Below are 22,345 nucleotides of genomic sequence, written 5' to 3'. Positions count from 1 at the left end.
GCCTCCTCTTTGCCTATTCCGTACGTCGTACGGTACAGTGTACGGACTGGTCGTACAGCGTACAAAGTTTACGGAGGTGGCATGGTCGACCAACCAGCGGTGCTCGCTGAAGGACTGATCAAGTCCTATGGCGAGAAGCGGGCGCTCGACGGCTTCGATCTGAGCGTGGCGCCGGGCAGCGTGCACGGGCTGCTCGGACCGAACGGCGCGGGGAAGACCACTGCGGTGCGAATCCTCGCGACCCTGCTCCGCCTCGACGGCGGCCGAGCCGAGGTCGCCGGCCTGGACGTGGCGAGGCAACCCGCGCTCGTGCGGGCGAAGATCGGGCTCGTCGGGCAGAGCGCGGCCGTCGACGAGGTGCTCAGCGGGCGGCAGAACCTGGAGATGTTCGGGCGGCTCTACCACCTCGGGCCGGCGGTGGCCCGCCGGCGCGCGGACGAGCTGCTGGACTACTTCGGGCTCGCCGACACCGGAAGCAAGGCGGTGAAGAGCTACTCCGGCGGCATGCGGCGGCGGCTCGACCTCGCCGCCGGGATGATCCTCCGCCCGGCCGTGCTGTTCCTGGACGAGCCCACCACCGGGCTCGACCCGCGCGGCCGCAACGAGGTCTGGGAGGCGATGCGCGCACTGGTCGCGGCCGGCACCACGGTGCTGCTCACCACGCAGTACCTGGACGAGGCCGACCAACTCGCCGACCGGATCTCCGTGATCGACACCGGGAAGGTGATCGCGGAGGGCCCGCCGTCCCAGCTCAAGTCCACGATCGGCGGTGACCGGATCGAGGTGGTGCTGCGCACGCCGGCCCACCTCGAGACGGTCGTGGGGATCGTGGCCAAGGTGGCGACCGGCGAGGTCGAGTCCATTGTGGACGATCGGACGGTGAGCGCGCCGGTGTCGGACCGGGTGGCCGCGCTGACCGAGGTGGTGCGCGCGCTTTCCGACGCGGGCATCGAGGCGGAGGACATCAGCCTGCGCAGGCCGACGCTGGACGAGGTGTTCCTCCAGTTGACCGGCCACCGCGCCGAGAAGAAGGAAGAGGTGGCGGCATGACGATGGTCGCTCCGGCACCGCCGAGCAGCCCGCTCGGTCGCCTGCGCTGGGCCCTGGCCGACGGGTGGACGGTCACCCGGCGGGACATCATCCACTGGATCCGCCAACCGGTCGCGCTGATCGTCAACCTCGCGTTCTCGGTGATGCTGGTGCTGGTGTTCGGCTACCTGTTCGGTGGCGCGATGTCGGTGCCGGGCGGCGGGAACTACCGCGAGTTCCTGCTGCCGGGGATGCTCGTGCTGATGATGTTCTTCAGCCTGGAGTCCACCATCATGGCGATCACCGAGGACAAGTCCAAGGGCGTGACCGACCGGTTCCGCTCGATGCCGATGTCGCCGTCGGCGGTGGTGCTCGGGCGCGCCACCGCGGACATGCTCATGTCGGTGATCACGCTCGTGGCGCTGGTGGCCTGCGGGCTGGCGGTCGACTGGAAGATCAACCGCGGCATCGGGCTCGCGCTGGCCGCGTTCGGGTTGATGTTGCTGCTGCGGTTCGCGCTGCTGTGGTTGGGCATCTACCTCGGCCTGATGCTGCCGAATCCGGAGTCGGTGGCGGCGGTGCAGATTCTGGTGTGGCCGCTCGGGTTTCTCACCAGCGTCTACGCCCCGCCGGAGACCATGCCGAACTGGCTGGGAACCATCGCGGAGTGGAACCCGTTGTCGTCCACGGTGTCCGCCGTCCGGGAGCTGTTCGGCAATCCGGGTATCGGCGGGGACTCGTGGATCGCGCAACACTCGATCCTGATGGCGGTGCTGTGGCCGGTGTTGATCACGGTGGTGTTCTTCCCGCTGGCCGTGCGGCGCTACCAGCGGTTGAGTCGGTGAACGGAGATGCATGACACGGGATTTGGCGAACTGCGCGGTGGTGTTCGAACCGTCGGACCCGCCACGCGCCGGAACGGTCGCCTTCTGGCGGCCCGATTCGGACGAGCAGGGTGACCTGACCGTCGCCATTCCCGATTCGGCGGGGACCGTACGCACTCGTACGGTCCCCGCCGTCCGGCTCTCTGTGGCCGACGCGCTGCCTGTTCTCCTGGGTGCGGGCGGGCACCCGACCGTCGCGTTCTGGCGTGCGGTGACCGAGGCCGCGCTGCATCTCGTCGCGCGCGGGCGGCTGCTGCCCGGCGTGTCCGACGGCGACGTGGACGCGTGGCGGGCCGGCCCGCTGGACGCCGCCGATCTCGAACACCTGGCCGCGCTGGCCGCCGCGATGCCGGCCATGGCGCGCGCCGTCCCGGTGTCCGCGGACGGATCGGGGGACACGCTGCCGGCCGCGTCCGCGCTGCTCCGGTCCTTTGTGGACGCCGTGGCCGATACGATGCCGCGCACCCCGGCCGCCGCGCTGGCCGCCGGTGGGCCGGCGTTCGCCGCGGTCGAGCCGACCCCGGTGCCGGAGCTGCGCCGGTGGGCCATCGAGACCGGCGCGGGCGTCGACCGCGGGGTGCGGATCTCCCTGCGCATGGAACCCACCGGCGACGATCTCGCCACCGCGGGCTTCCGCGCCGTAGTGCAGGTGCACGACCTGGCCGACCCCAGCCGGGTCGCCGACGCCAGGGATCTGTGGGCCAGTGGCGCGCCCGGGTTCACCCAGGAGTCCACAGTGGACACGATCATGGCGGTCCGGCGCGCGGCCAGGGTGTGGCCGCCGCTGGAGTCGCTGCTGCGCGCCGCCGTGCCCGACGAACTCGTGCTGACCGACGAGGAGGTCACCGAGCTGTTGTCCGGCGCCGCGTCCAGCCTGGCCGTTGCCGGCGTCGACGTGCACTGGCCGCGTGAGCTGACCCGCGAGCTGAGCACTCGGGTCAGCCTCGGCACGGAGCCGGCGCCGTCCGATATGCCGGCGTTCTTCTCCGGCGGCGCGCTGCTCGACGTGGACTGGCAGGTCGCGCTGCGCGGGTCCGCGCTGACCGAGGCGGAGCTGGACGCCCTGGCCGACGCGACCCGGCCGGTGGTGCGGCTGCGCGAGGAGTGGGCGCTGGTCGACCCGGACCTGATCCGGCGCGCGCGGGAGCGGGCGGCCAAGCCGCTCACCGCGATCGACGCGCTGTCCGCCGCGCTGACCGGCACCGCCGAGGTGGACGGCCAGCAGGTCGAGGTGGCACCCACCGGATGGCTGGAATCCTTGCGGGACAAGCTTTCCCAGCCGGACGATGGCGACGAGGTGGGGCCGCCGGACGGGCTCGCCGCCACCCTGCGCGACTACCAGTTGCGCGGCCTGCGCTGGCTGGCCCGGATGACCTCGCTCGGGCTCGGCTGCTGCCTCGCCGACGACATGGGCCTCGGCAAGACGATCACGTTGATCTCCCTGCACCTGCATCTGAGTTCGCGTCCGGGGCAGGGGCCGACCCTGGTGGTGTGCCCGGCGTCGCTGCTCGGCAACTGGGAGCGGGAGATCAACCGGTTCGCGCCCGGTGTCCCGGTGCGCCGGTTCCACGGGCCCGGCCGCACGCTCGACGGGCTCACTGATGCCTCCAGTGCCGGCGGGCACGCAGGCTTCGTACTCACCACCTACGGCACCATGCGGCTGGACGCGGAAACCCTTGCGGGACAAGGCTGGGGCATGCTCGTCGCGGACGAGGCGCAGCACGTGAAGAACCCGCGCTCGTCCACCGCGCGGGCGCTGCGGGTGATCCCGGCTTCGGCCCGCGTCGCGCTCACCGGTACCCCGGTGGAGAACAACCTCTCCGAGTTGTGGGCGATCCTGGACTGGACCACGCCCGGTCTGCTCGGCACGCTCACCGAGTTCCGGACGCGCTGGGCCACCCCGATCGAGACCGACCGGGGCGGCGCCGCCGCGCGCCGACTCGCCTCGCTGGTGCGCCCGTTCCTGTTGCGGCGCAAGAAGACCGACCCCGGCATCGCGCCCGAACTGCCGGCCAAGACGGAGACCGACCAGCCGGTGTCGCTCACTCCGGAGCAGGCCGCCCTGTACCAGGCGGTGACCAGCGAGCTGATGGCCGAGATCCGTGACAGCGACGGCATGGCGCGGCGCGGTGCGATCGTCAAGCTGCTGACCGCGCTCAAGCAGGTGTGCAACCACCCCGCGCAGTACCTCAAGGAGGACACCGGACGGCTGGCCGGGCGCTCCGGCAAACTGGAGCTGCTGGACGAGCTGCTGGAGACGATCCTGGTCGAGGGTGGCTCCGCGCTGGTGTTCACCCAGTACGTCGGCATGGCCCGGCTGCTCGAACGGCACCTGGCCGAGCGGGGTGTGCCGACCTTGTTCCTGCACGGTGGAACCCCTGTGCCACAACGGGAATCGATGGTGCAACGGTTCCAGGACAACGAGGTGCCGGTGTTCCTGCTGTCGCTCAAGGCGGCCGGCACCGGGTTGAACCTGACCCGCGCCGACCACGTCGTGCACTACGACCGGTGGTGGAACCCGGCGGTCGAGGCGCAGGCCACCGACCGCGCGTACCGCATTGGGCAGACCCGCCCGGTGCAGGTGCACCGGCTGATCACCGAAGGCACCGTGGAGGACCGGATCGCCGCGATGCTGGAGTCGAAACGGGAGCTGGCCGACGCCGTGCTCGCCTCCGGTGACGCCGCGCTGACCGAGCTGTCCGACGCCGATCTGGCCAACCTCGTCGAGTTGAGGAGCACGCCGTGAACACTGACCGGGTCAAGGGTTTCCCGGCGTTCCCCGCCGGCAAGCGGATGAACCGGCGCGCGCTGTCGTGGTGGGGGCAGGCGTGGGTGCAGGCGCTGGAGGACACCTCGCTGGACCTCGAGCAACTGCGCCGTGGCCGCAAGTTCGCCACCGCCGGGCAGGTCGACACGATCACGGTCAGCCCTGGCCGGATCGCCGCCACGGTGTACGACGCCGACGACGGGCCGTACGCAACGCGGGTGACTCTCGATGAGCTGTCCGACGTCGAGTGGGAGCGCTTTCTCGACCAGGTGGCCGGCCGTGCTGGGCACATCGCGGCGCTGCTGGACCGGGACATGCCGCGCGATCTCGTGTCGGCCGCCGACGACGCCGGGGTGCGCCTGCTGCCCGGGATCGGTGATCTGGAGCCGGAGTGCGACTGTGCCGGCTGGGAGCTGCCGTGCAAGCACGCGGCCGCGCTCTGCTATCAGGTCGCCTGGCTGATGGACGCCGATCCGTTCGTGCTGCTGTTGTTGCGGGGGCGCGCCGAGTCGGAGTTGCTGGACGAGCTGCGCAGTCGCAACATCGCGCACGCCGAGCCCGAGGTTCGGGTACCCGGTACACCTGCCGCCGAGGCCTACGCCGCGACGCCCGCCGCGCTGCCGGCTCCACCGTCCACTGTGGACGGTTCGCTGGCGGTGCCGCCGTTCGCCGCCGCCCCCGGGGTGGACCCGGACGGACTGCGGCTGCTGGTGTCTGACGCCGCCTCGCGTGCGCGTGCTCTGCTCGCCGCCGGCTCGCTTGAGCCGCTCGACGTGCGCGCCGACGCGGTGCGGCTTGCGGCGTCGGATGGCGATCCGGTGCTGCGCGCCAGGCTGCGGCCGGCCGTGGGGGAGGACTTCGACGTCGCCGTGCTTGCCTGGAGAAACGGTGGCGCGGCTGGACTGTCCACCTGGGACACGCCGTGGACGCCGGATGGTGTTGAGCGCGCCAGAGCGGCCGCCGCGCTGGCCGACGCGTTGTCGGAAGTGGACTCACCGCCGGAATTCTCGCGGTCGGACAACTGGTGGACGGCCGGGGACGTGCAGCTGCGGTACGGCCGTGACCGCCGCTGGTACCCGTACCGGCGGGCGGATCAGGGGTGGCTGCCCGCCGGCTCGCCGGACGCTGAGGCTGGCGCTGTGCTTGCTGACCTGATCGCCGACTCGGGTGATCTTTCTTGAATTAGTGCGCTTTGTGCGTTTTGGGCTGCCGCGCTGGTCGCCCTCTCGTGGTTGGACATCGTGGAGGTGTCAGGGCGACCAGCTTGCCACCGGAATGGGGGACGCCATTTTCGTGGATAGTCCGATAGAATTGTGGTGTGTTGGTAATAGGTGAGGAAATGTCTTGGGACGCGGTTCTCGCAACCGCGCCTCGAGAATTTGGCGAGCCTGAGTTCGATTTCTCCGATGGGCCGTTTACGCCGGATGAGGCGAGCACGGTAGCGGAGCTGGAAAACGTCGAGCGCGACAAAGCCGCGTTGTGTGCTGATGAGGTTCGGCTACTCGCCCAGTACAACCAACTGCGCGATGGAGTCGAGAACGTGTCCGAGGAGATCGGGCAGGCGTTGAAGTGGTCACCCGGGCACGCTTCGCATCAGGTGACGATGGCCGAGGCGCTGGTGACCCGCCTCCCGCAGACCCTGTCCGCGCTCGCCCGGGGCGAGATCGATTGGGCGAAAGCCCGGGCGATGTACGAGGTCACCCGGCCGCTGTCGGATGAGCACGCCGCCCTGGTGGAAGCTGGTGTGTTGGCGGATCCGCCGGACTACTACACCCCGTTTCAGCGCAAGGTGCGCTACTGGGTGAACAAGGTCGACCCCGACGGCGCCGAACAACGCCGCCTGGTGCGCCGCAAGGACCGGTGTGTCACCTTCAAGCAGGACGACGACGGCGAAGCCTTCCTCGGCATCCGGGGACCTGTCGAACAGCTCTACCCCGCCTACCTGCGGATCGACCAACACGCCCGACGGTTGAAGCAACAAGGCGACACCCGCAGTCTCGATAATCTGCGATTCGACACCGCCGTCGACCACTTCTGCGGCGAGAACCAGTCACACATCAAAACCATTGTGTGGGTGACAAGCCGGGTGAACTCTTCGGCGTCGACATACTCCCCGCGCACGTCGTGCGGGAACTCGCGGCCGACAAGAAAACCACCTGGCGACGAATACTCTACGACCCACCAACCGGGATGATCACCGACGTCGGCAGGAAACGCTATCCACCCGCCGCGATGGCCGAAAACATCCGATTGCGATTCCGCAGATGCACCCACCCCGGATGCGACAGACCAGCCACCCGATGCCACATCGATCACACCCTCCGCCACACCGACCACGGCCGCACCTGCCTGTGCAACCTCAACCCACGCTGCGAACGCCACAACCTCTGCAAGGAGAAGCCCGGCTGGCACGTCGAACAACCCCACCCGACACCGTCATCACCCGCAGCCCACTCGGACACAAAACCACCGTCCGCGCCCAACCCATCGCCGACCCAGACCCGCCGCCCTACTGAACCGTCTGTCCGCGTGATCGGGTAGCCGTGAGGGTGACCGCACCCCAGCACGATGCCCAAACGCGTGTGGTCTCCACGGTCGCGCCCGTTGTTGATCTCGCCTGACCTGCGCCTTTGTCCTGGTCACCGGACTTTAGCGGGCTAAAGTACGCAGGCAGAAGATCATGTGATTGTCAAGTGGCTGGCGGCTCGGTCACCGCATGCCTGCGTGTCGTCCCAGCTGCTCAACTCATCGGCCGCTCGTGCTTGGCGTACAGCACCGCCGCCGCTTGCCGCTGTGCCGCGACCGCACCACGGCGCAGTGACAACTCGGCCGGCGCCGTCACCAGCATCAGCGCACCGGCCAGCACCAGCAGCAGCGGGCCCGCGCTCTTGTCCCACCCCTCCACGAACAGCATGAACCCGACGCCGGCCATCAGGCACACCACGCCGGTGACCGCCACCGCCACCGGATGACACGGCCGGGCGAGCACGACATCGGCGTGAAAGTCGACGCCGTAGGCCAGGTCACGGTCGGTCACCGGCTCACCACGGCGCACGGCCCGCCGGATCGTCACCCGCGTCTCCCGGGAGCGGCCGGACGGGAACACCGGCCCGAACCGCTCGATCTGCTTGGACGTGACCGCCGCGAACACGCTCGCGAACACGAGCCACAGCACCAGCGCGATCACCAGACCCCACCCGGTCGGCATGCGCCCCCACCACAGAATCACCGTGAGCACGGTGCTGGTCAGCATGCCGAGAGCCGCCGCGACCACGCGCGGATGCCGCTCGCGCGCCTCGAACGCGCGCACTGCCAGAGAGTCCCAGTTCACTTCCACAACTGGCTATCGCACGAACCCCCCCAGAAGTTGCCACTCCGATCGGGGGAACCAGATCGATACAAACGACGTCGGAGCGTGGTCACGTGATGGCTGTCCACGCGGGCGGAAGGCGGGCGGGGCTGGATGGACGGTTACGGAGTGATCCCTGAGCAGCTCAACACGGCTGCCGGCGCGATCTCCACGGCGATCGGCAAGGCGGACGACACCAACCTGGAGGACGTCAGCGGCAAGAGCGACTCCTACGGTCACGGCAAGGTCGCCGAGACCATCGCCAGTTTCTGCACGACCTGGGAACTCGCGAAGAAAATCCTGCAGAGCCGGTCCGCGAACGCCGGTGAGACCCTCGAGGGAATCGCCAGAACCTACGTCGAGACCGATCAGCGCGCCAAGGAAGGCCTGCCGAATCCGCAGCCGGGCCCGTCGCCCGTTCCGGGAGGCAACTGATGGCCGCACTCGGGCAGACCGACGATCCGAAAGAGCTGATTCCGGGTAATCCGGAGGCGGTCGCCAACGCGGCCGACGACCTGCGCAAGAAAGCCGATCTGCTGAAAGGCGTCGGGGAGGACCTCGGCGCGGTTCGCATTTCCGCCTGGGACGGGCAGGCCAGCAACGGGTTCTGGGAGAAGTTCACCCCGGAGAAGGGCAACTGGAAGCTCGGCCATGATTCCCTGGACTCCGCCGCCAAGGCGCTCGACGGGCACGTGTCCTCGCTGACCTGGGCGCAAGGCCAAGCCCGCGAGGCGATCGCGAAATGGGACGCGGGGGAGCAGGCGACCAAGAAGGCGGCCGAGGAGTTCGCTGCCAAGGGCGGAACATTCTCTCCCGGCGTGGACCCCGACGCACCGATCGGCAGCCCCAACGGACCCAAGCCGAACGGCGGTGCGTTCACCGATCCGGGAATCGCGCTGCGCAAGGAGGCCTCCGCAATCCTCGAACGCGCGAAGGACCAGCTCGGTAAGGCCGGCGACGCGCACGCTAAGGAGATCGAAAAGCACGGCGGCAAGGGCAAGAACACACCGGACTGGCTTGCCCACCCGGCGAGGTTCGTCGAGAAGAAGGGCCCGCAGAAGGCCGCCATCGACATCAAAAAGACCGACAGCTGGATCGACAAGGCGCAGAAGGCCCAGGGCAAGAAGGGCAAATTCGGCAAGTACGGCCAGTGGGGGCACAAGTTCGACGAGAACGCCGGCGACAAGAAGGGCCCGGACGTCAAGGTCACGGTGTTCGGCGGCAACACCGAGGCCAGCCTGTTCAAGGCGGACGCGAAGGGTGCCACTCAGGTCGGCAACGTCACCCTGATGGGTGAGGCGGGAATCAAGGCGCTGTCCGCGGACGCCGGCTGGTCGGCCGGTGTCAGCAAGGACGGCGTGTACGCGGACGCGAAGGCCGGCGCGTACCTGGTCAGCGGTGAGGCCAAGGGCTCGGCGCGCTACGGGTACGCCGAGGTCGGCGGTTCGGTCAAGGGGTACATCGGCGCCGAGGCCGGCGCGGAGGCGTCGATCGGCAAGGACGGCATCAAGGCCGGCGTGAACGCGTTCGCCGGCGGCCGGGCCGAGGCCGAGGTACACGGTGACGTCGGCGGGGTCGGCGCGGGTGCGAAGGCCGAGGGCTGGGTCGGTGTCGGCGCCGAGGCGAATGCGACCATCGGCAAGGGTGAAGACGGCAAGTGGACGATCGGCGCCGAGGCCGGAGTCGGTCTCGGGGTCGGTGGCAAGATCGGCTTCGAGATCACCGTCGACCCCGGCGAGGTCGTGGACACGGTCGGCGATGTCGCCGACAAGCTCAATCCGTTCGACTGACACTGGAGCATTGCATGGCAACCGAACTGCCGGTCCGCATCGAGTTCTCGCTGCCCGAGGGGTGGGAATCGGTACCGCCGAACTCGGTCGGCGCGGTCCTGGCCGCGTTCGTGGCGGTGCACCCGGCCTCGGTGGATCGCTTCACCGCGAACATCACGATCACCGGCCAGATTCGTCCGCCGGAGCAGACCATGATCGAGATCGCCGACGAGTCGGTGAGCCGGCTGGAGGGCGCCGACGTGCCGGTGTCCGTGCGCAAGCGCGTCGAGGCCGGCTCGCCGGAGTCGCCCGGGTTGAGCCAGGTGCTCGATCTCGGCGCCACCGTGCACAGCCAGTCGATGGAACTGGTGCAGTGTCAGGGTTTCGTGTCGATGGTCGACGTGGACGACCCGGACAAGCGCGCGGTGATCGAGCTGGTGCTGACCTGCCGGCCGTCGCAGCTGGAGACCGTGTTCCCCGACTTCCAGGACTTCGTGCGCAGCGTGCGCCCGGCCGGCTCCAGCGTCGCCTGAGGATTCACGACGACGGGCCCGGCACGCGTGCGGTGTGCCGGGCCCGTCGAGTTCGTGCCGTTACGGTGTCGGAACCGGCAGCGGCGGAGTCGGCACCGGCAATGGCGGTGTCGGGACGGGCAGCTGCGGTACCGGAACCGGAAGACCGCCGCCGAGCAGGCTCGACACCAGGTCGAGCAGGGCGGACAGCAGCGCCGACAGCAAGCCGCCGAGCAGGCCGAGCGGGTCAGTGGACATCCGAGCCTGGGGTATCTGGCCCTCCAACTCGTTGGCCCGTTGGGTGGCGACGCCGACCTGGTCCTGCGTGCTCTTGGGCAGCGGCTTGGCGGCGAGCCCACTCAGGACCGGGCGCAACTCGGCGAGCTTGGATTCCAAGCCGGCCAGGTCCTTGTTGTCGCCCGCGGCCTTCAGCTCGTCGTGCATGCGCTGAACAGTCGCGGCGTCCTGCTGTGCCGCCGTCGCGGGCGGGGACGTGTCGGCCTGTGCCATCGCGGCCCCCGACATGGCGATCGCGCTCGCGGCCGTCACGGCGGCGACAATTCTCAAGAATCCTTTGCGCATCTTCGCTCCTCTTCGACTGAACCCCTCTGACCTGCATCGTTACCACTCTCGGAGCACCGTGCAGGGCCGGACGGAGTCAGTCATCTGACCTTCTGTCAGGTCCGTCCCGGTCGTCCACGAATAGACGAGCCCGTGCCCAGTCGGATGGGTGACGCTTGATCACCGGCCGCGACCAGGACGGGGTAGCCGACCGCGCCTGTCACCCGTTGGAGAGCGACATGCCACATGATCGGGTGGTCTTGGTCTGCTGACACGGGATGTTCGAACTGTCATCCGGGGGTCACGGAGAAGTCGTCGAACCGCACTCGGTTCCATCCGGTGCCGATGCCGGTGCGGCCGCGTGCGTAGGCCGACTCGGTGGCCTCGCCGACCTTCGTCCCGTCGATGAACACCTGAATATTGTTGCCGCGCAACGGTATTCGGATCGTGTGCCACTGGTTGGCCGGCAGCACGGCGTGCCCTTGACGAGCCGGTTGCGTTCGGTGAGGTGACCTGGAAATGCCTGGACCACGGCTCGTTCGCCCGCATCAATCCACTGTTTCCGTCGACGTAGTTGGTGTTGTGCGTGCTGCCGAGCGCGTTGTGCGCACCGCCGACGAAGTCGTTCCACTTGTCGGTCCACGGGCCGTCCTCCGATGACCACACCGGCTTGCCGGACTTGTGCGCCTCGGCCGGCACCTGGCCACCCGGGTAGTGACTGCCGATCACGTCGACCACGCGGGCCAGTCCCGGATCGCGTACTTGGTGCAGGGCGCGGGACTCGCTGGTGCGGGGCGCGGGACTCGCGAGGTCAGGGGGCGTCGGGCAGGCGTTCGCGCGCGTCGGCCAGGTCCTGCTCGGTCGGCGCGTCGTCCTGGGTGAGTCGGGCGCGCCAGTAGCCGGTGAACTCGATCGCGTGCTTGGGCACACCTCGATCGACCAGGTGCCGGCGCAGTTCGCGGACCGTGCCGGCCTCCCCGGCGAGCCAGGCGAACACCGAACCGTCAGGCAGATCGGCCCGCCGCACCGCCTCGACCAGTGACCCGTCGCCGCGGTGCACCCACCGCAGGTGGACCTCGCCCCGGGTGGTGAACACCTGGTGCTCGGCGGCGTCCACCACCTCCAGATACGCCGTCACACGGGTACCCGCCGGCAGCCACTCGAGGATCGTGCCAACCGCCGGCAGCGCCGTCTCGTCGCCGGCGATCAGCACGTGGTCGGCCGAGGTGATCGACTCGCTCAGCGGCACCAGCCGCGCGAACGTCGCCGACGGCCCGAACATCGCCAGCACGTCACCCGGTGCCGCGGACATCGCCCACCTGGTGGCCGGGCCGGCATGCTCGTGGATGACGAAATCGACGTCCACGGTGCCGGCGGCGGCGTCCAGGCCCCGCAGTGTGTAGCTGCGCATCCACGGCCGCTCGCCGTCCGGGATCGCCGCGAATGCTTGGTACCACGACATGAAGTCGCCGTCGGCTGTCGGCATGACCGGCTCGCGCTGGCCGGGCCGGGGGATGTACAGCTTCACCTGCTGGTCCGGCTCGTCCGTGACGGAACTCGGCAGATCGCCGGCCTCGAAGGTGACCCGGACCATGCGTGGAGTCACCCGCCGCGCCGACCGGACGGTGATCAGCCGCACCGGCTGCCGCTCGCTCACGACGTGCCCACGTACTCGCGCAGGTGGCGCGCGGTGAGCGTGCCGGCCGAGGCCACCAGCTCGCCGGGCGTGCCGGTGAACACGACCTCGCCGCCGTCGTGCCCGGCGCCCGGCCCGAGGTCGATGATCCAGTCGGCGTGCGCCATGACCGCCTGGTGGTGCTCGATGACGATCACCGTATTGCCGTCGTCCACCAGCCGGTCGAGCAGGCTCAGCAGCTGGTCGACGTCGGCGAGGTGCAGGCCGGACGTCGGCTCGTCGAGCACGTAGACCGAGCCCTTCTCGGCCATGTGGATCGCGAGCTTGAGCCGCTGCCGCTCGCCGCCGGACAGCGTGGTCAGCGGCTGGCCGAGGCCGAGGTAGCCGAGCCCGACGTCGGACATCCGGTCCAGGATCACTCTCGGCGCGCCGGACGGGAAGAACTCGCGCGTCTCGCTCACCGACATGCCGAGCACTTCGCTGATGTTCTTGCCGCGCAACGTGTATCCGAGCACCTCGGGGGTGAACCGCTTGCCCTCGCACTCCTCGCACACGGACGCGACGCCGGCCATCATCGCCAGATCGGTGTAGATCAGCCCGATGCCCTTGCAGTTCGGGCACGCGCCTTGCGAGTTCGCGCTGAACAGCGCCGCCTTCACGCCGTTGGCCTTGGCGAACGCGGTGCGGATCGGGTCGAGCAGGCCGGTGTAGGTGGCCGGGTTGCTGCGCCGCGAGCCGCGGATCGCCGACTGGTCGACCACGATCACGTCCTTGCGCCGCGGCAGGTACCCGTGGATCAGCGAACTCTTCCCCGATCCGGCGACACCGGTGACCACGGTCAGCACGCCGAGCGGGACGTCCACACTCACGTCCTTGAGATTGTGCCGGGTGGCGCCGGTGATCGGGATGTGACCGCTCGGCGTTCGCGGGTTCTCCCGCAGCGTCGCGCGGTGATCGAGGTGCCGGCCGGTGAGCGTGTCGGAGGCGCGCAGGTCGGCGACCGAACCGGTGAAGCAGATCCGCCCGCCGGCCGGCCCGGCACCGGGCCCGAGGTCCACCACGTGGTCGGCGATCTCGATGGTCTCCGGCTTGTGCTCCACCACCAGTACGGTGTTTCCCTTGTCCCGCAACAGAAGCAGCAGATCGTTCATCCGCTGGATGTCGTGCGGGTGCAGTCCGACGGTCGGCTCGTCGAACACGTAGGTGACGTCGCTGAGGCTGGAGCCGAGGTGGCGCACCATCTTGACCCGTTGCGCCTCGCCGCCGGACAACGTGCCGGACTCGCGGTCCAGGCTGAGGTAGCCGAGTCCGATCTCCACCAGCGAGTCCAACGTGCCCTGCAGTGTCTCGCGCAGCGGGCCGGTCTTGCCGTCGTCGTCGATCTTCCTGACGAAGTCGGCCAGGTCGTTGATCTGCATGCCGGCACAGTCCGCGATGTTGCGGCCGTCGATCTTGGACGACAGCGCGATCGGGTTCAGCCGGGTGCCGCCGCATTCCGGACAGTCGGTGAACGTCGCGATCCGGTCGATGACCGCGCGCGCGTGCGGCTGCATCGATTCCCGGTCCTTGTTGAGGAGCAGCCGCTTCACCTTCACCACGAGGCCTTCGTAGTTGGTGTTCACCCCGGCGGAGGAGATCTTCGTGGCCGGCTTGTAGAGGAAGTCCTGCCACTCCTGTTCGGTGTACTCGGCGAGCTTCTTGTCCGGGTCGAGGAGCCCCGAATCCACGAAGATCCGCAGGTACCAGGTGTTCGGGCCGAAATTGGGGACGGTGATCGCGCCCTCGTTGAGCGAGAGGTTCCGATCCACCAACTCCTCGAGGTTCACCGTGGACACCCGGCCGAGGCCCTCGCACTCCGGGCACATGCCGCCGCTCGGCTGGTTGAACGAGAACGCGGGCGCCGGACCGATGTAGGGCTTTCCGAGGCGGCTGAACAGGATTCGCAGCATCGTGTAGGCGTCGGTCGCGGTGCCGACGGTGGAGCGCGCGTTGGCGCCCATGCGCTCCTGGTCGACGATGATCGCGGCGGACAGATTGCGCAGCGAGTCCACGTCCGGCCGGCTCTGACTGGCCATGAACGACTGGATGAACGCCGTGTAGGTCTCGTCGATCAGCCGGCGCGACTCGGCCGCGATGGTGCCGAACACCAGCGAGGACTTGCCGGAACCGGAGACACCGGTGAACACGGTGAGCCTGCGTTTCGGAATGTCGAGCGAGATGTCGGTGAGGTTGTTCTCCCGCGCCCCCCGGACCTCGATCACGTCGTGGCTGTCGGCGGGCACCGATCGAGTGTCGCTCATACCTACCCTTCTCTTTACGCTGTAAACTAGTCACCGCACTTTACACCGTAAGGAGCGAGCTGTGACAGTCTTCGCCGCCCAGGGCGACCCACGCAGGACGATGGAGCTGCTCTGGGGTGTTGCCGAGCACCGGCCGGCGCGCAAGCGGGGCCTGAACGCGGACGTGATCGTCGACGCGGGGATCGCGATCGCCGACGCGCACGGCATGGACGCGGTCTCCATGCGCGCGGTGGGGGAGCGGCTCGGCTGCACGGCGATGGCGCTGTACACGCACGTGCCCGGCAAGAACGAACTGGTCGACCTGATGTACGACCGCGTGCTGGCCGAGATTCCCGGTGGATACGACCTCGGCGCCGGCTGGCGCGCCGCGGTGCACGCCTGGGCGCGGGACCAGTGGAACTTCTGCCTGCGGCACCCGTGGGCTTTGCGTGTCTCACAGGCCCGGCCGGTCCTCGGACCCAACGAGTTCGCCGTACTGAACACGCTCGTCGGCATCCTGCGCGAGACCGGTCTCGGCCCGCGTGACCTGCGTCCGGTGGTGCACGCGCTGGGCAACCACGTCCGGGGCTCGGCGGCGACCGTGGCGGAGGCGCGCGAGGCGCCGGCGGCCACCGGCATGTCCGAGGACGACTGGTGGCTGGCCCGCGGCGAGGAGTTCGCGTCGGTGGCGCCCGACTTCGCCGAACGCTTCCCGCTGGTGGTGTGGATCGAGTCCGACCGCGACCCGATGCCCGAGGACGCGGGCTACATGGAGTACCACGCCGAGGAGGCCTTCGTGACCGGCATCGACCTGCTGCTGGACGGCGTGGAAACGCATGTCGTCAGTTAGCCGTCCGAACCCTGGCAGCCGATCCAACCTCGATCGAACTGCGAGAACGAGTCTGGCTGACGCGAGCGTGGCCGCAGCGTCAAGCTTCCGTGCAAGCTGGCCATGTGTGGTTGCGGGGACTCTTGGTCGCGATTTTCAACCTTCGCTGTGACATCCGGACGGCCGCGGACATCTAGTTGGTAGACGAGAGGAGGCTCGCATGGGGCGACGCCAGGAGCGTTTCACCCACGTCTATCAAGAGCACTACGGCGACATCAAACGGTTCGTCGGGCGTCGTCTGGCGGAGCCTGAGGTCGACGACGCTGTCGCCGACGTGTTCGCAGTCGTGTGGCGTCGACTCGATGAGCTGGGGAGCACACCATTGCCGTGGCTGTACGGCGTGGCGCGAAACGTCTTGGCCAACCAGTACCGAAGTGCACGTCGTGCTCGCGATCTTCTCGAGCATGCCCGTGCCACCTCGTCGCGCGACGCTGATCCCGATCATGCCGCTGATGTGGCCAATCGACTGGCGGCAGCTGCTGCTTTCGATCAACTGAGCGAGGCGGATCAAGAAGTCCTGCGGTTGGTCGCTTGGGAAAACCTTTCCAGCACACAGGTCGGCGAAGTGCTGGGCTGCGCGCGGACCACCGCGAGCATGCGTGTGAGCCGCGCACGTCGGCGCCTGCTTCGTGCCATGGACCAGCCGGAGCAACCATCAGGCGGTCCACACCTGAGCTTGAGTCACGGTAAAGGAGCGAAATGATGGGCGCTGAACGGCAGATTCGCGATCTCCTCAGTCCACTGGATCCCGTGCTGGACCGTGACGCTCAGGTGCCACCGGTGCCGACGTTTGATGACGCGACTGATCTCGCACGACGCCGTCAGTGGAGTAGTCAACGAACACGCCGATCTGTGCTGACGACGGCGGCGGCTGCCACGGTTGCGCTGGCCGGTGTCGGAGTGTGGACGATCGCCGGTCCGAACCCACCGCGCGGTCTCGCGGCGACGCCGGCACCATTGAAGATCGTTCCGAGTGTCGATGGTCGACCCGCCGACATCGTTCTGCGAGAGATCGCCGACCGGGCAGGTCAGTCACCAGTTCCAGCGCTTAGTGCCGGCCGCACCGAATACCTCCGAACGCATGCGTGGTCATTGCACTCTCAGGTCACCAAGTCCGAAACAGTGTCGGCGTTGCAGGCAACCCAGCGCGAGATCTGGGTCAACTCAGACGGATCCGGTCGCGAGAGCAACCGAACGTCGCCGCTGGAGTTCGAGTCCACTGCGGACCTGCAGAAATGGGAGGCGTCGCGGTCAGGCGACAACGCCACTCGCACCTTCGGCCCTGGCGGATTTTCACGAGTCTGGAATGACCGACCGCCTACAGACATGAACGCTCTGCGGACTTGGCTCCAGAAGGACCATCCGCCTGAGCACGGCCCTGCGGAGACGATCGTCGCCGTCACCGATCTGCTGCGGGAGCGTGTCCTAACGCCCGCCGAACGCGCGGCCGTGCTCCGAGTCGTGGCCGACCTACCCGGTCTGCACAACGACGGGGATGCTCGTGACCGAGCCGGACGGCTCGGCAAGGCGTTCTCCCTGGAGTCAAGCTACGGCGGATTGCCGACGCGCTATACCTTGGTTATTAGTTCAATCGATGGGCAGGTTCTCAGCTATGAGCAAATGTTGCCAACGACCGCAGGCAAATTGAACGTTCGCATTCCGGCTGTCATCTCGTATGAGAACTACCTGCAGCACGAGTTTCGGTAGTGACCTTGGGGTGGGCACGAACGACGCCCACACCCAAGGTCACTACATGCGAGACATCCGTAGACGGCTCACGCCGACGGTGCCGGTTCGTCAGCCGTGAACGTGGACTGCGGCATCATTCCATCCGCCCATGTAGGCGGCCCGCGCACCCGACTCGAGTATAAGGACGTGCCCCTTGCCGTCGCCCAGTATACCGTCGTCCCACCCGAACATCCTGTTGCGCCAAGAGGACGTCTTATTGGCGAAATCCCAATCGGCGAGATTGTGCCAGACGTCCTCGTTGAAGATTAGTCGGCGACCTCTGCCTTCAGCGTGCTCGAAGAGGCACAGCCAATCTCTGGCGCAGTCGAAGTCCGCTGTTGTCGTCAAACCCTGACGAACTTCCTTGGTTCTGTCGTAGCCAATGGCTCTGTTCGCTTCTTCGTTGCTCCGAAAGCAGTCAGTCCGCGCTCGGCTAAACACGACGCACGATTGCGCTTGCCCCCAGCCCTGTCTCTTTAGGTCAAGCCTCTTTCCTTCGAAAGAAGCCGTCGCGCCCGGCTCGGTCGACCCGGTGGGAGTGGCCGCGGTTGCCGACGGCGTCCCCAACGCGAAGCCCGCCAGCAGTGCAGTGGTCGCTATGCTGGCTTGGAACCATGTCTTCATCTGTTCGCACTCCTTCATGTGAGTTGGACTCGACGCCAAGTAGTTAGCCAGGCAACCCCACTGCCGCACCCCAGCCTTGGGACCGGGTTTCTGACTTGGCCTTCAGGACAGGACCAACCGTGGCGGCTGTGTTCCTCGAGCACGGATCGAGGAGCGTCACTCGTTCAGACCTACTCGCCGCCTCCCACCCCGGCTAGATTGTGGTGAACTGATCAGCTTGGGGGCTGGGGGATGTGTTGTCACATATCGTCGTTGGAGTGTGCGCGGACAGCGAGATCGTCAGATCTGGTATGGCGATGAGTCTTGCTGGTCCAGATGGCATGCCGTCTGTACTCCAGGCAGCAGACATCGACTCGCTTATCGCAGCAGCTAATGGAAAAGATCTGACACTAGTCATTGACGGCCGATCGAGGTATTCCGAGCTTGCCCGCTACTTGGCGTCAAGGCCGACTTCCGCTCCGGGGCTGGTGCTGGTAGCCGAGCACAACAAAGTGCGTGAGGCAGTAGAACTGCTAGATCGAGGACTCCGCGGTGTGGTTGGAGTCGAGGTGTCACCGGTAGACCTGTGCCTCGCGGTCAAGGTTGTGTCGCGAGGCAGCTACTATATTCACAGCACGATGTTCTCCGAAGGATCTCATATCCTTAATAGGATCGCGTTGCGCGCTGGACTGGCCGGATGTGACACAAGGATGCGCCTGACTGCTCGCGAGCGCGACGTATTACACCTACTCGCGCAAGGGCGGTCAAATGACGACATCGCCAGCTTGTTGACGCTCAGCCAGAGGACTGTCAAATATCATGTTTCCAACCTGCTGGCAAAGCTTGGTGCCAGAAATAGGTGGGAAGCCGTAACCTTGGCATTTAGGCTAACGAACGAGCCGGTCGATGGTTGATCGTTCGCAACAGGGCAGTATGAGTCCGTCCTGGAGCATCTCCCGCAGCAGTTGAAGCCGATTATGGGAAGGGTTAGCCTCACGCGGTGACGACCTCGGTGGTGATCGTCGGGTCGGGCTTCGGCGGCCTGGCGATGGCGTTGGAGCTGAAACGCAACGGGTATCACGACTTCACCGTGCTGGAGAAGGCCGGCGAGGTCGGCGGCGTGTGGCGGGAGAACACCTATCCGGGCGCCGGCTGCGACATCCCGTCGCCGTACTACTCGTTCTCCTACGAGCCGAACCCGGTGTGGCCGATGCGGTTCTCATTGCGCGAGGACATCACGGCGTACATGAACGGGGTGGTGGACCGGCACGGGCTGCGCGAGCACATCCGGTTCCGGACCGAGGTCGCGTCGGCCGAGTTCGACAAGGACAGCGGGCAGTGGACGATCACGACCAGCACCGGTGAGACGCTCACCGCGGATGTGTTCGTGCCGGCGACCGGGCAGCTTTCCCGACCGTCCCATCCGGACATTCCGGGGCGAGAAACCTTCGCCGGCAAGGCTTTCCACTCCGCCGAGTGGGACCACGACGTCGACCTCACCGGCAAGCGGGTCGCGGTGATCGGCACCGGCGCGAGCGCGATCCAGTTCGTGCCGAAGATCCAGCAGGGGGTCGATCGGCTGACCCTGTTCCAGCGCTCGGCACCCTACATCGCACCCAAGCCGGACACCGTCTACAAGCCGCTGCACCACACCGCGTTCGCCCGCTTTCCCGTGCTGCAGAAGGCGGAACGGTTCCTGTGGTGGGCGTTCTGCGAGTTCAGCACGATGGGCATCGTCGGCAACAAGGCGATCGCGAAGCTCGGCTCGGCGGTCACCCGCTGGCACCTGAAACGGCAGGTGTTCGACCCGGCGCTGCGGGCGAAGCTGACCCCGGACTACCCGATCGGCTGCAAGCGCGTCCTGTTCGCCGATGACTACTACCCGGCGCTGGCACAGTCCAATGTGGACGTCGTGACCGAGCGGATCGCGGAGATCACGCCCGGCGGGGTGCGCGACGCGGCCGGGACGCAGCACGACGTGGACGTGATCGTCTACGGCACCGGCTTCGCCACGCAGTCCTTCCTGGCGCCGATCGCCGTGCGCGGGCTCGACGGCCGCGACCTGAACGACGCTTGGGCCGACGGCGCGCGGGCGTACCTGGGCATCACGGTGCCCGCCTTCCCGAACCTGTTCCTCATGTACGGCCCGAACACCAACCTGGGCGCCGGCTCGATCATCTACATGCTGGAGCGCCAGGCCCGCTACATCCGCCAGCTCGTCGACCACCTGGACGGACAGTCCTATGTGGACGTTCGAGTGGACGTGGAGGCCCGGTACGACCGGGAGATCCAGTCGCGGCTGGCCGGTACGGCGTGGGCGTCGTGCGCGAGCTGGTACCGCACCGAGGCCGGGCGGGTGACCAACAACTGGCCCGGCCTGGTCTCGGAGTACGACCGCCGCACCCGCACGGTGAACCTGGCCGACTACCGCACGGTCACAGTTCCACGTGAGTCGTCGGCTCGCCCCCGAGCCGAACGGCCTGGCTCGCCGCGCTGAGGGTGGTCATCTCCTCCTCGGTGAGCGTGAAGTCGAAGATCGCGAGGTTCTGCGCCATCCGCTCCGGGTTGCCCGACTTCGGGATCGGGACCGCGCCGAGCTGATGGTGCCAGCGCAACAGGATCTGCGCCGGGGTGCACCCGCGTGCCTCGGCGACGTCGAGAACCTCCTTGCGGGACAACGGACCCCGTCCGAACGGGCGCCACGACTCGGTGACCACGTCGTGCTCGGTGTGCCAGGCGCGCATCTCGTCCTGCGGGAAGTCCAGGTGCATCTCGATCTGGTTGACCGCCGGGGTCACGCCCGTCTCGGCGGTCAGCCGGTCCATCTGGTCCGGCGTGAAGTTGGAGACGCCGATCGAGCGCACCAGGCCGCGGTCACGCAGCTCGACGAACGCGCGCCACGAGTCCACGTACTTGTCGATGCCGGGCAGCGGCCAGTGGATCAGGTACAGGTCCACGTAGTCCAGGCCGAGCCGGGCGCGGCTCTCCTCGAATCCGGCCAGCGCCTCGTCGTAGCCGTGTTGCGAGCCGCGCAACTTGGTGGTGACGAACACCTGCTCGCGCGGCACTCCGGAAGTGCGCACGCCGGCGCCCACACCCGACTCGTTGCCGTACTTGGCGGCGGTGTCGACCAGCCGGTAGCCCAGGCGCAGCGCCTCGGACACGGCGACCTCGGACTGCGCGTCGTCCATCGGCCAGGTGCCGAACCCGAGTACCGGCATCTCGTTGCCGTCCCGCAGCTTCACGGTCGGCGCAATGGTCATCGGATCTCCCTCGACGGTCGCCGCTCCAGCATGACGGGCCCGAACCCGCCTCGCAGGCCGGCTACCCGGTGACCGTGGCCATGATTCCCGTGGCCTGCGACCACACGCACCGCCACGAGTCCCCGGCGCGCCGGTACACGTCGGTGTGCCACGCCTCGTGCGCGGGAATGTCGGCACCGTCGACGCGCAGCTCGATCAGGCACCGGTAGCGCAGCACGGCCAGGTCGCCGTCGGCGAGCACGTCGATGTCGCCGAGCGGCTCCAGCCGACGGTAGGTCAGCCCGCCGGTGCGCAGCCGGTCCAGGTACTCGGTCTTGGTCCAGACCGTGCCGGTCGGGTTGCACAGCCGGTAGTCGTCGGCGTGCAGCTGGTCGTAGCCGTCGGCGTCGACGTCCAGCAGTGACTGGACGCGACGCTTCTCGATCGCGACGAGATCCTCGGTCATACGTTCTCCTTCGTGCGCAGTGCGGCGATGTGCTCGGCAAGCATGGTGCGCGAGCGCCGGGCGACGTTGCCGAGCAGCGCGGGGAATCCGCCCGCCATCAGGCTGAGGCCGAAGACGAGCACGAGCAGCCGCTCGGCCTCGTGCGCCGGGGTGGTGTCGGAGGGGAGTTCGCCGGCGCGCCGCGCGTCGGCGAACGCCTCGATCACCAGCATGCGGAGCCCGCCGTAGCCGGAGTCGGGGGAGCGCTGGTCGATGTGCGCCCACGCGCCGCTCTGGCCCCAGAACGCGATCAACACGTTCCACGTCCGCAGGCGCTCGTTGTCCAGCGGGAGCATCGCCTGCGCGATCCGCTCGACCGCGGCGAGGCCGGTCGCCCGTCCGATCGACTTGCCGATCCGCTCGGCCATCAGGCGGTTGTTGTACCGCAGCACCGAGGACATGATCTCGGCCTTGTCCTCGAAATAGTGCGTCACCGAGCCGGTGGACACGCCCGCCTCGACGGCGATGCCGCGCACGGTGGTGGCCGGCACGCCCTGTTTTCCGACGAGCCGCCACGCCGCGCGCACGATCCGATGCCGACTCTCCGGGTCGCGGGTCGTCTTCGCCATGCGCAAAGGTTATCCCAGCAGAA

Annotated in this window: 22 protein-coding genes and 1 pseudogene; 13 read left to right on the top strand and 10 right to left on the bottom strand. The window is 67.9% G+C overall.

Annotated features, from left to right (window positions below; genetic code table 11):
- Nucleotides 1-81: 81 nt before the first annotated feature.
- The 5 genes from EV193_RS30395 to EV193_RS30375 all read left to right on the top strand — a co-directional run bounded on the left by EV193_RS30395 (nt 82) and on the right by EV193_RS30375 (nt 6,874).
- Nucleotides 82-1,050: an ATP-binding cassette domain-containing protein gene (locus EV193_RS30395; protein ID WP_130348388.1), complete on the top strand. Its 969-nt coding sequence runs from the start codon at nt 82-84 to the stop codon at nt 1,048-1,050.
- Entirely contained in the window at nt 1,047-1,874 is an 828-nt protein-coding gene (locus EV193_RS30390) for an ABC transporter permease (protein ID WP_130348387.1), read from the top strand. Before EV193_RS30395 ends, EV193_RS30390 begins: the two co-directional genes overlap by 4 nt.
- Before the next feature lie 10 nt (nt 1,875-1,884).
- Nucleotides 1,885-4,659 carry a DEAD/DEAH box helicase gene (locus tag EV193_RS30385; protein WP_130348386.1) on the top strand — a complete coding sequence of 925 codons (2,775 nt, stop codon included), beginning with the start codon at nt 1,885-1,887 and terminating at the stop codon, nt 4,657-4,659.
- Nucleotides 4,656-5,861: an SWIM zinc finger family protein gene (locus EV193_RS30380; RefSeq protein WP_130348385.1), complete on the top strand. Its 1,206-nt coding sequence runs from the start codon at nt 4,656-4,658 to the stop codon at nt 5,859-5,861. Before EV193_RS30385 ends, EV193_RS30380 begins: the two co-directional genes overlap by 4 nt.
- 158 nt (nt 5,862-6,019) lie before the next feature.
- Nucleotides 6,020-6,874, top strand: coding sequence for a DUF222 domain-containing protein (locus tag EV193_RS30375; RefSeq protein ID WP_130348384.1), 855 nt, complete (start codon nt 6,020-6,022; stop codon nt 6,872-6,874).
- Nucleotides 6,875-7,420: 546 nt separating this feature from the next.
- Here the strand turns inward: EV193_RS30375 and EV193_RS30370 are convergent.
- Nucleotides 7,421-7,990: a hypothetical protein gene (locus EV193_RS30370; RefSeq protein ID WP_130348383.1), complete on the bottom strand. Its 570-nt coding sequence runs from the start codon at nt 7,988-7,990 to the stop codon at nt 7,421-7,423.
- Nucleotides 7,991-8,143: 153 nt separating this feature from the next.
- Between EV193_RS30370 and EV193_RS30365 the strand changes: the two genes are divergently transcribed.
- Genes EV193_RS30365 through EV193_RS30355 form a run of 3 tightly spaced genes read left to right on the top strand, consistent with a single transcriptional unit; the run spans nt 8,144 to nt 10,331 of the window.
- A complete protein-coding gene (locus EV193_RS30365) occupies nt 8,144-8,464 on the top strand; it encodes a hypothetical protein (RefSeq protein ID WP_130348382.1) in 321 nt (106 codons plus the stop codon).
- Entirely contained in the window at nt 8,464-9,819 is a 1,356-nt protein-coding gene (locus EV193_RS30360; protein ID WP_130348381.1) for a putative T7SS-secreted protein, read from the top strand. The genes EV193_RS30365 and EV193_RS30360 overlap by 1 nt, the downstream gene beginning before the upstream one ends.
- A gap of 14 nt (nt 9,820-9,833) precedes the next feature.
- Nucleotides 9,834-10,331, top strand: coding sequence for a hypothetical protein (locus tag EV193_RS30355; protein WP_130348380.1), 498 nt, complete (start codon nt 9,834-9,836; stop codon nt 10,329-10,331).
- Nucleotides 10,332-10,391: 60 nt separating this feature from the next.
- Here the strand turns inward: EV193_RS30355 and EV193_RS33555 are convergent, their stop codons facing one another.
- From EV193_RS33555 to EV193_RS30335, 5 genes and pseudogenes are all read right to left on the bottom strand, one after another.
- Nucleotides 10,392-10,892, bottom strand: a complete 501-nt coding sequence (locus tag EV193_RS33555; RefSeq protein ID WP_165401556.1) for a hypothetical protein — start codon at nt 10,890-10,892, stop codon at nt 10,392-10,394.
- 269 nt (nt 10,893-11,161) lie between these two features.
- Nucleotides 11,162-11,392, bottom strand: coding sequence for a 3-keto-alpha-glucoside-1,2-lyase-like domain-containing protein (locus EV193_RS34300; RefSeq protein WP_341273212.1), 231 nt, complete (start codon nt 11,390-11,392; stop codon nt 11,162-11,164).
- A pseudogene (locus tag EV193_RS34855) lies at nt 11,388-11,801 on the bottom strand (hypothetical protein); the annotation flags it as partial. The gene EV193_RS34300 and the pseudogene EV193_RS34855, both read right to left, overlap by 5 nt.
- A complete protein-coding gene (locus EV193_RS30340; protein WP_130348377.1) occupies nt 11,683-12,528 on the bottom strand; it encodes a siderophore-interacting protein in 846 nt (281 codons plus the stop codon). The pseudogene EV193_RS34855 and the gene EV193_RS30340, both read right to left, overlap by 119 nt.
- Complete coding sequence (locus tag EV193_RS30335; protein WP_207222866.1) at nt 12,525-14,807, bottom strand: ATP-binding cassette domain-containing protein; 2,283 nt, start codon at nt 14,805-14,807, stop codon at nt 12,525-12,527. The genes EV193_RS30340 and EV193_RS30335 overlap by 4 nt, the downstream gene beginning before the upstream one ends.
- 61 nt (nt 14,808-14,868) lie before the next feature.
- Between EV193_RS30335 and EV193_RS30330 the strand changes: the two genes are divergently transcribed.
- The 3 genes from EV193_RS30330 to EV193_RS30320 all read left to right on the top strand — a co-directional run bounded on the left by EV193_RS30330 (nt 14,869) and on the right by EV193_RS30320 (nt 17,382).
- Nucleotides 14,869-15,636 (top strand): TetR/AcrR family transcriptional regulator, encoded by a 768-nt coding sequence (locus EV193_RS30330; protein WP_130348376.1) that lies wholly within the window; start codon nt 14,869-14,871, stop codon nt 15,634-15,636.
- A gap of 199 nt (nt 15,637-15,835) precedes the next feature.
- Complete coding sequence (locus EV193_RS30325) at nt 15,836-16,378, top strand: RNA polymerase sigma factor (protein ID WP_130348375.1); 543 nt, start codon at nt 15,836-15,838, stop codon at nt 16,376-16,378.
- Nucleotides 16,378-17,382 carry a CU044_5270 family protein gene (locus EV193_RS30320; protein ID WP_207222865.1) on the top strand — a complete coding sequence of 335 codons (1,005 nt, stop codon included), beginning with the start codon at nt 16,378-16,380 and terminating at the stop codon, nt 17,380-17,382. Before EV193_RS30325 ends, EV193_RS30320 begins: the two co-directional genes overlap by 1 nt.
- 90 nt (nt 17,383-17,472) lie before the next feature.
- On the opposite strand, the gene EV193_RS30315 is transcribed toward EV193_RS30320, so the two are convergent.
- Nucleotides 17,473-18,027, bottom strand: coding sequence for a peptidase inhibitor family I36 protein (locus EV193_RS30315; RefSeq protein ID WP_165401554.1), 555 nt, complete (start codon nt 18,025-18,027; stop codon nt 17,473-17,475).
- A 257-nt stretch (nt 18,028-18,284) separates the two neighbouring features.
- On the opposite strand from EV193_RS30315, the gene EV193_RS30310 reads away from it, so the two are divergent.
- Together EV193_RS30310 and EV193_RS30305 are read left to right on the top strand one after the other, a co-directional pair.
- The gene (locus EV193_RS30310; RefSeq protein ID WP_130348372.1) at nt 18,285-18,920 is read left to right on the top strand and encodes a response regulator transcription factor; all 636 of its coding nucleotides are present in this window, start codon (nt 18,285-18,287) and stop codon (nt 18,918-18,920) included.
- Between the two features lie 134 nt (nt 18,921-19,054).
- Nucleotides 19,055-20,503 (top strand): flavin-containing monooxygenase, encoded by a 1,449-nt coding sequence (locus tag EV193_RS30305; RefSeq protein WP_130348414.1) that lies wholly within the window; start codon nt 19,055-19,057, stop codon nt 20,501-20,503.
- Here EV193_RS30305 and EV193_RS30300 read toward each other — a convergent pair.
- From EV193_RS30300 to EV193_RS30290, 3 genes are all read right to left on the bottom strand, one after another.
- Complete coding sequence (locus EV193_RS30300; protein ID WP_130348371.1) at nt 20,442-21,269, bottom strand: aldo/keto reductase; 828 nt, start codon at nt 21,267-21,269, stop codon at nt 20,442-20,444. The two genes, EV193_RS30305 and EV193_RS30300, sit on opposite strands and share 62 nt — an antisense overlap.
- A 61-nt stretch (nt 21,270-21,330) precedes the next feature.
- On the bottom strand, nt 21,331-21,714 hold the full coding sequence (locus EV193_RS30295; protein ID WP_130348370.1) for a nuclear transport factor 2 family protein: 384 nt from the start codon (nt 21,712-21,714) through the stop codon (nt 21,331-21,333).
- Complete coding sequence (locus EV193_RS30290; RefSeq protein WP_130348369.1) at nt 21,711-22,322, bottom strand: TetR/AcrR family transcriptional regulator; 612 nt, start codon at nt 22,320-22,322, stop codon at nt 21,711-21,713. The genes EV193_RS30295 and EV193_RS30290 overlap by 4 nt, the downstream gene beginning before the upstream one ends.
- Nucleotides 22,323-22,345: the final 23 nt, after the last annotated feature.

It is taken from the genome of Herbihabitans rhizosphaerae (assembly GCF_004216555.1).
Taxonomy (GTDB): Bacteria; Actinomycetota; Actinomycetes; order Mycobacteriales; family Pseudonocardiaceae; genus Herbihabitans; species Herbihabitans rhizosphaerae.
This window is presented reverse-complemented; position numbering and strand designations above follow the sequence as displayed.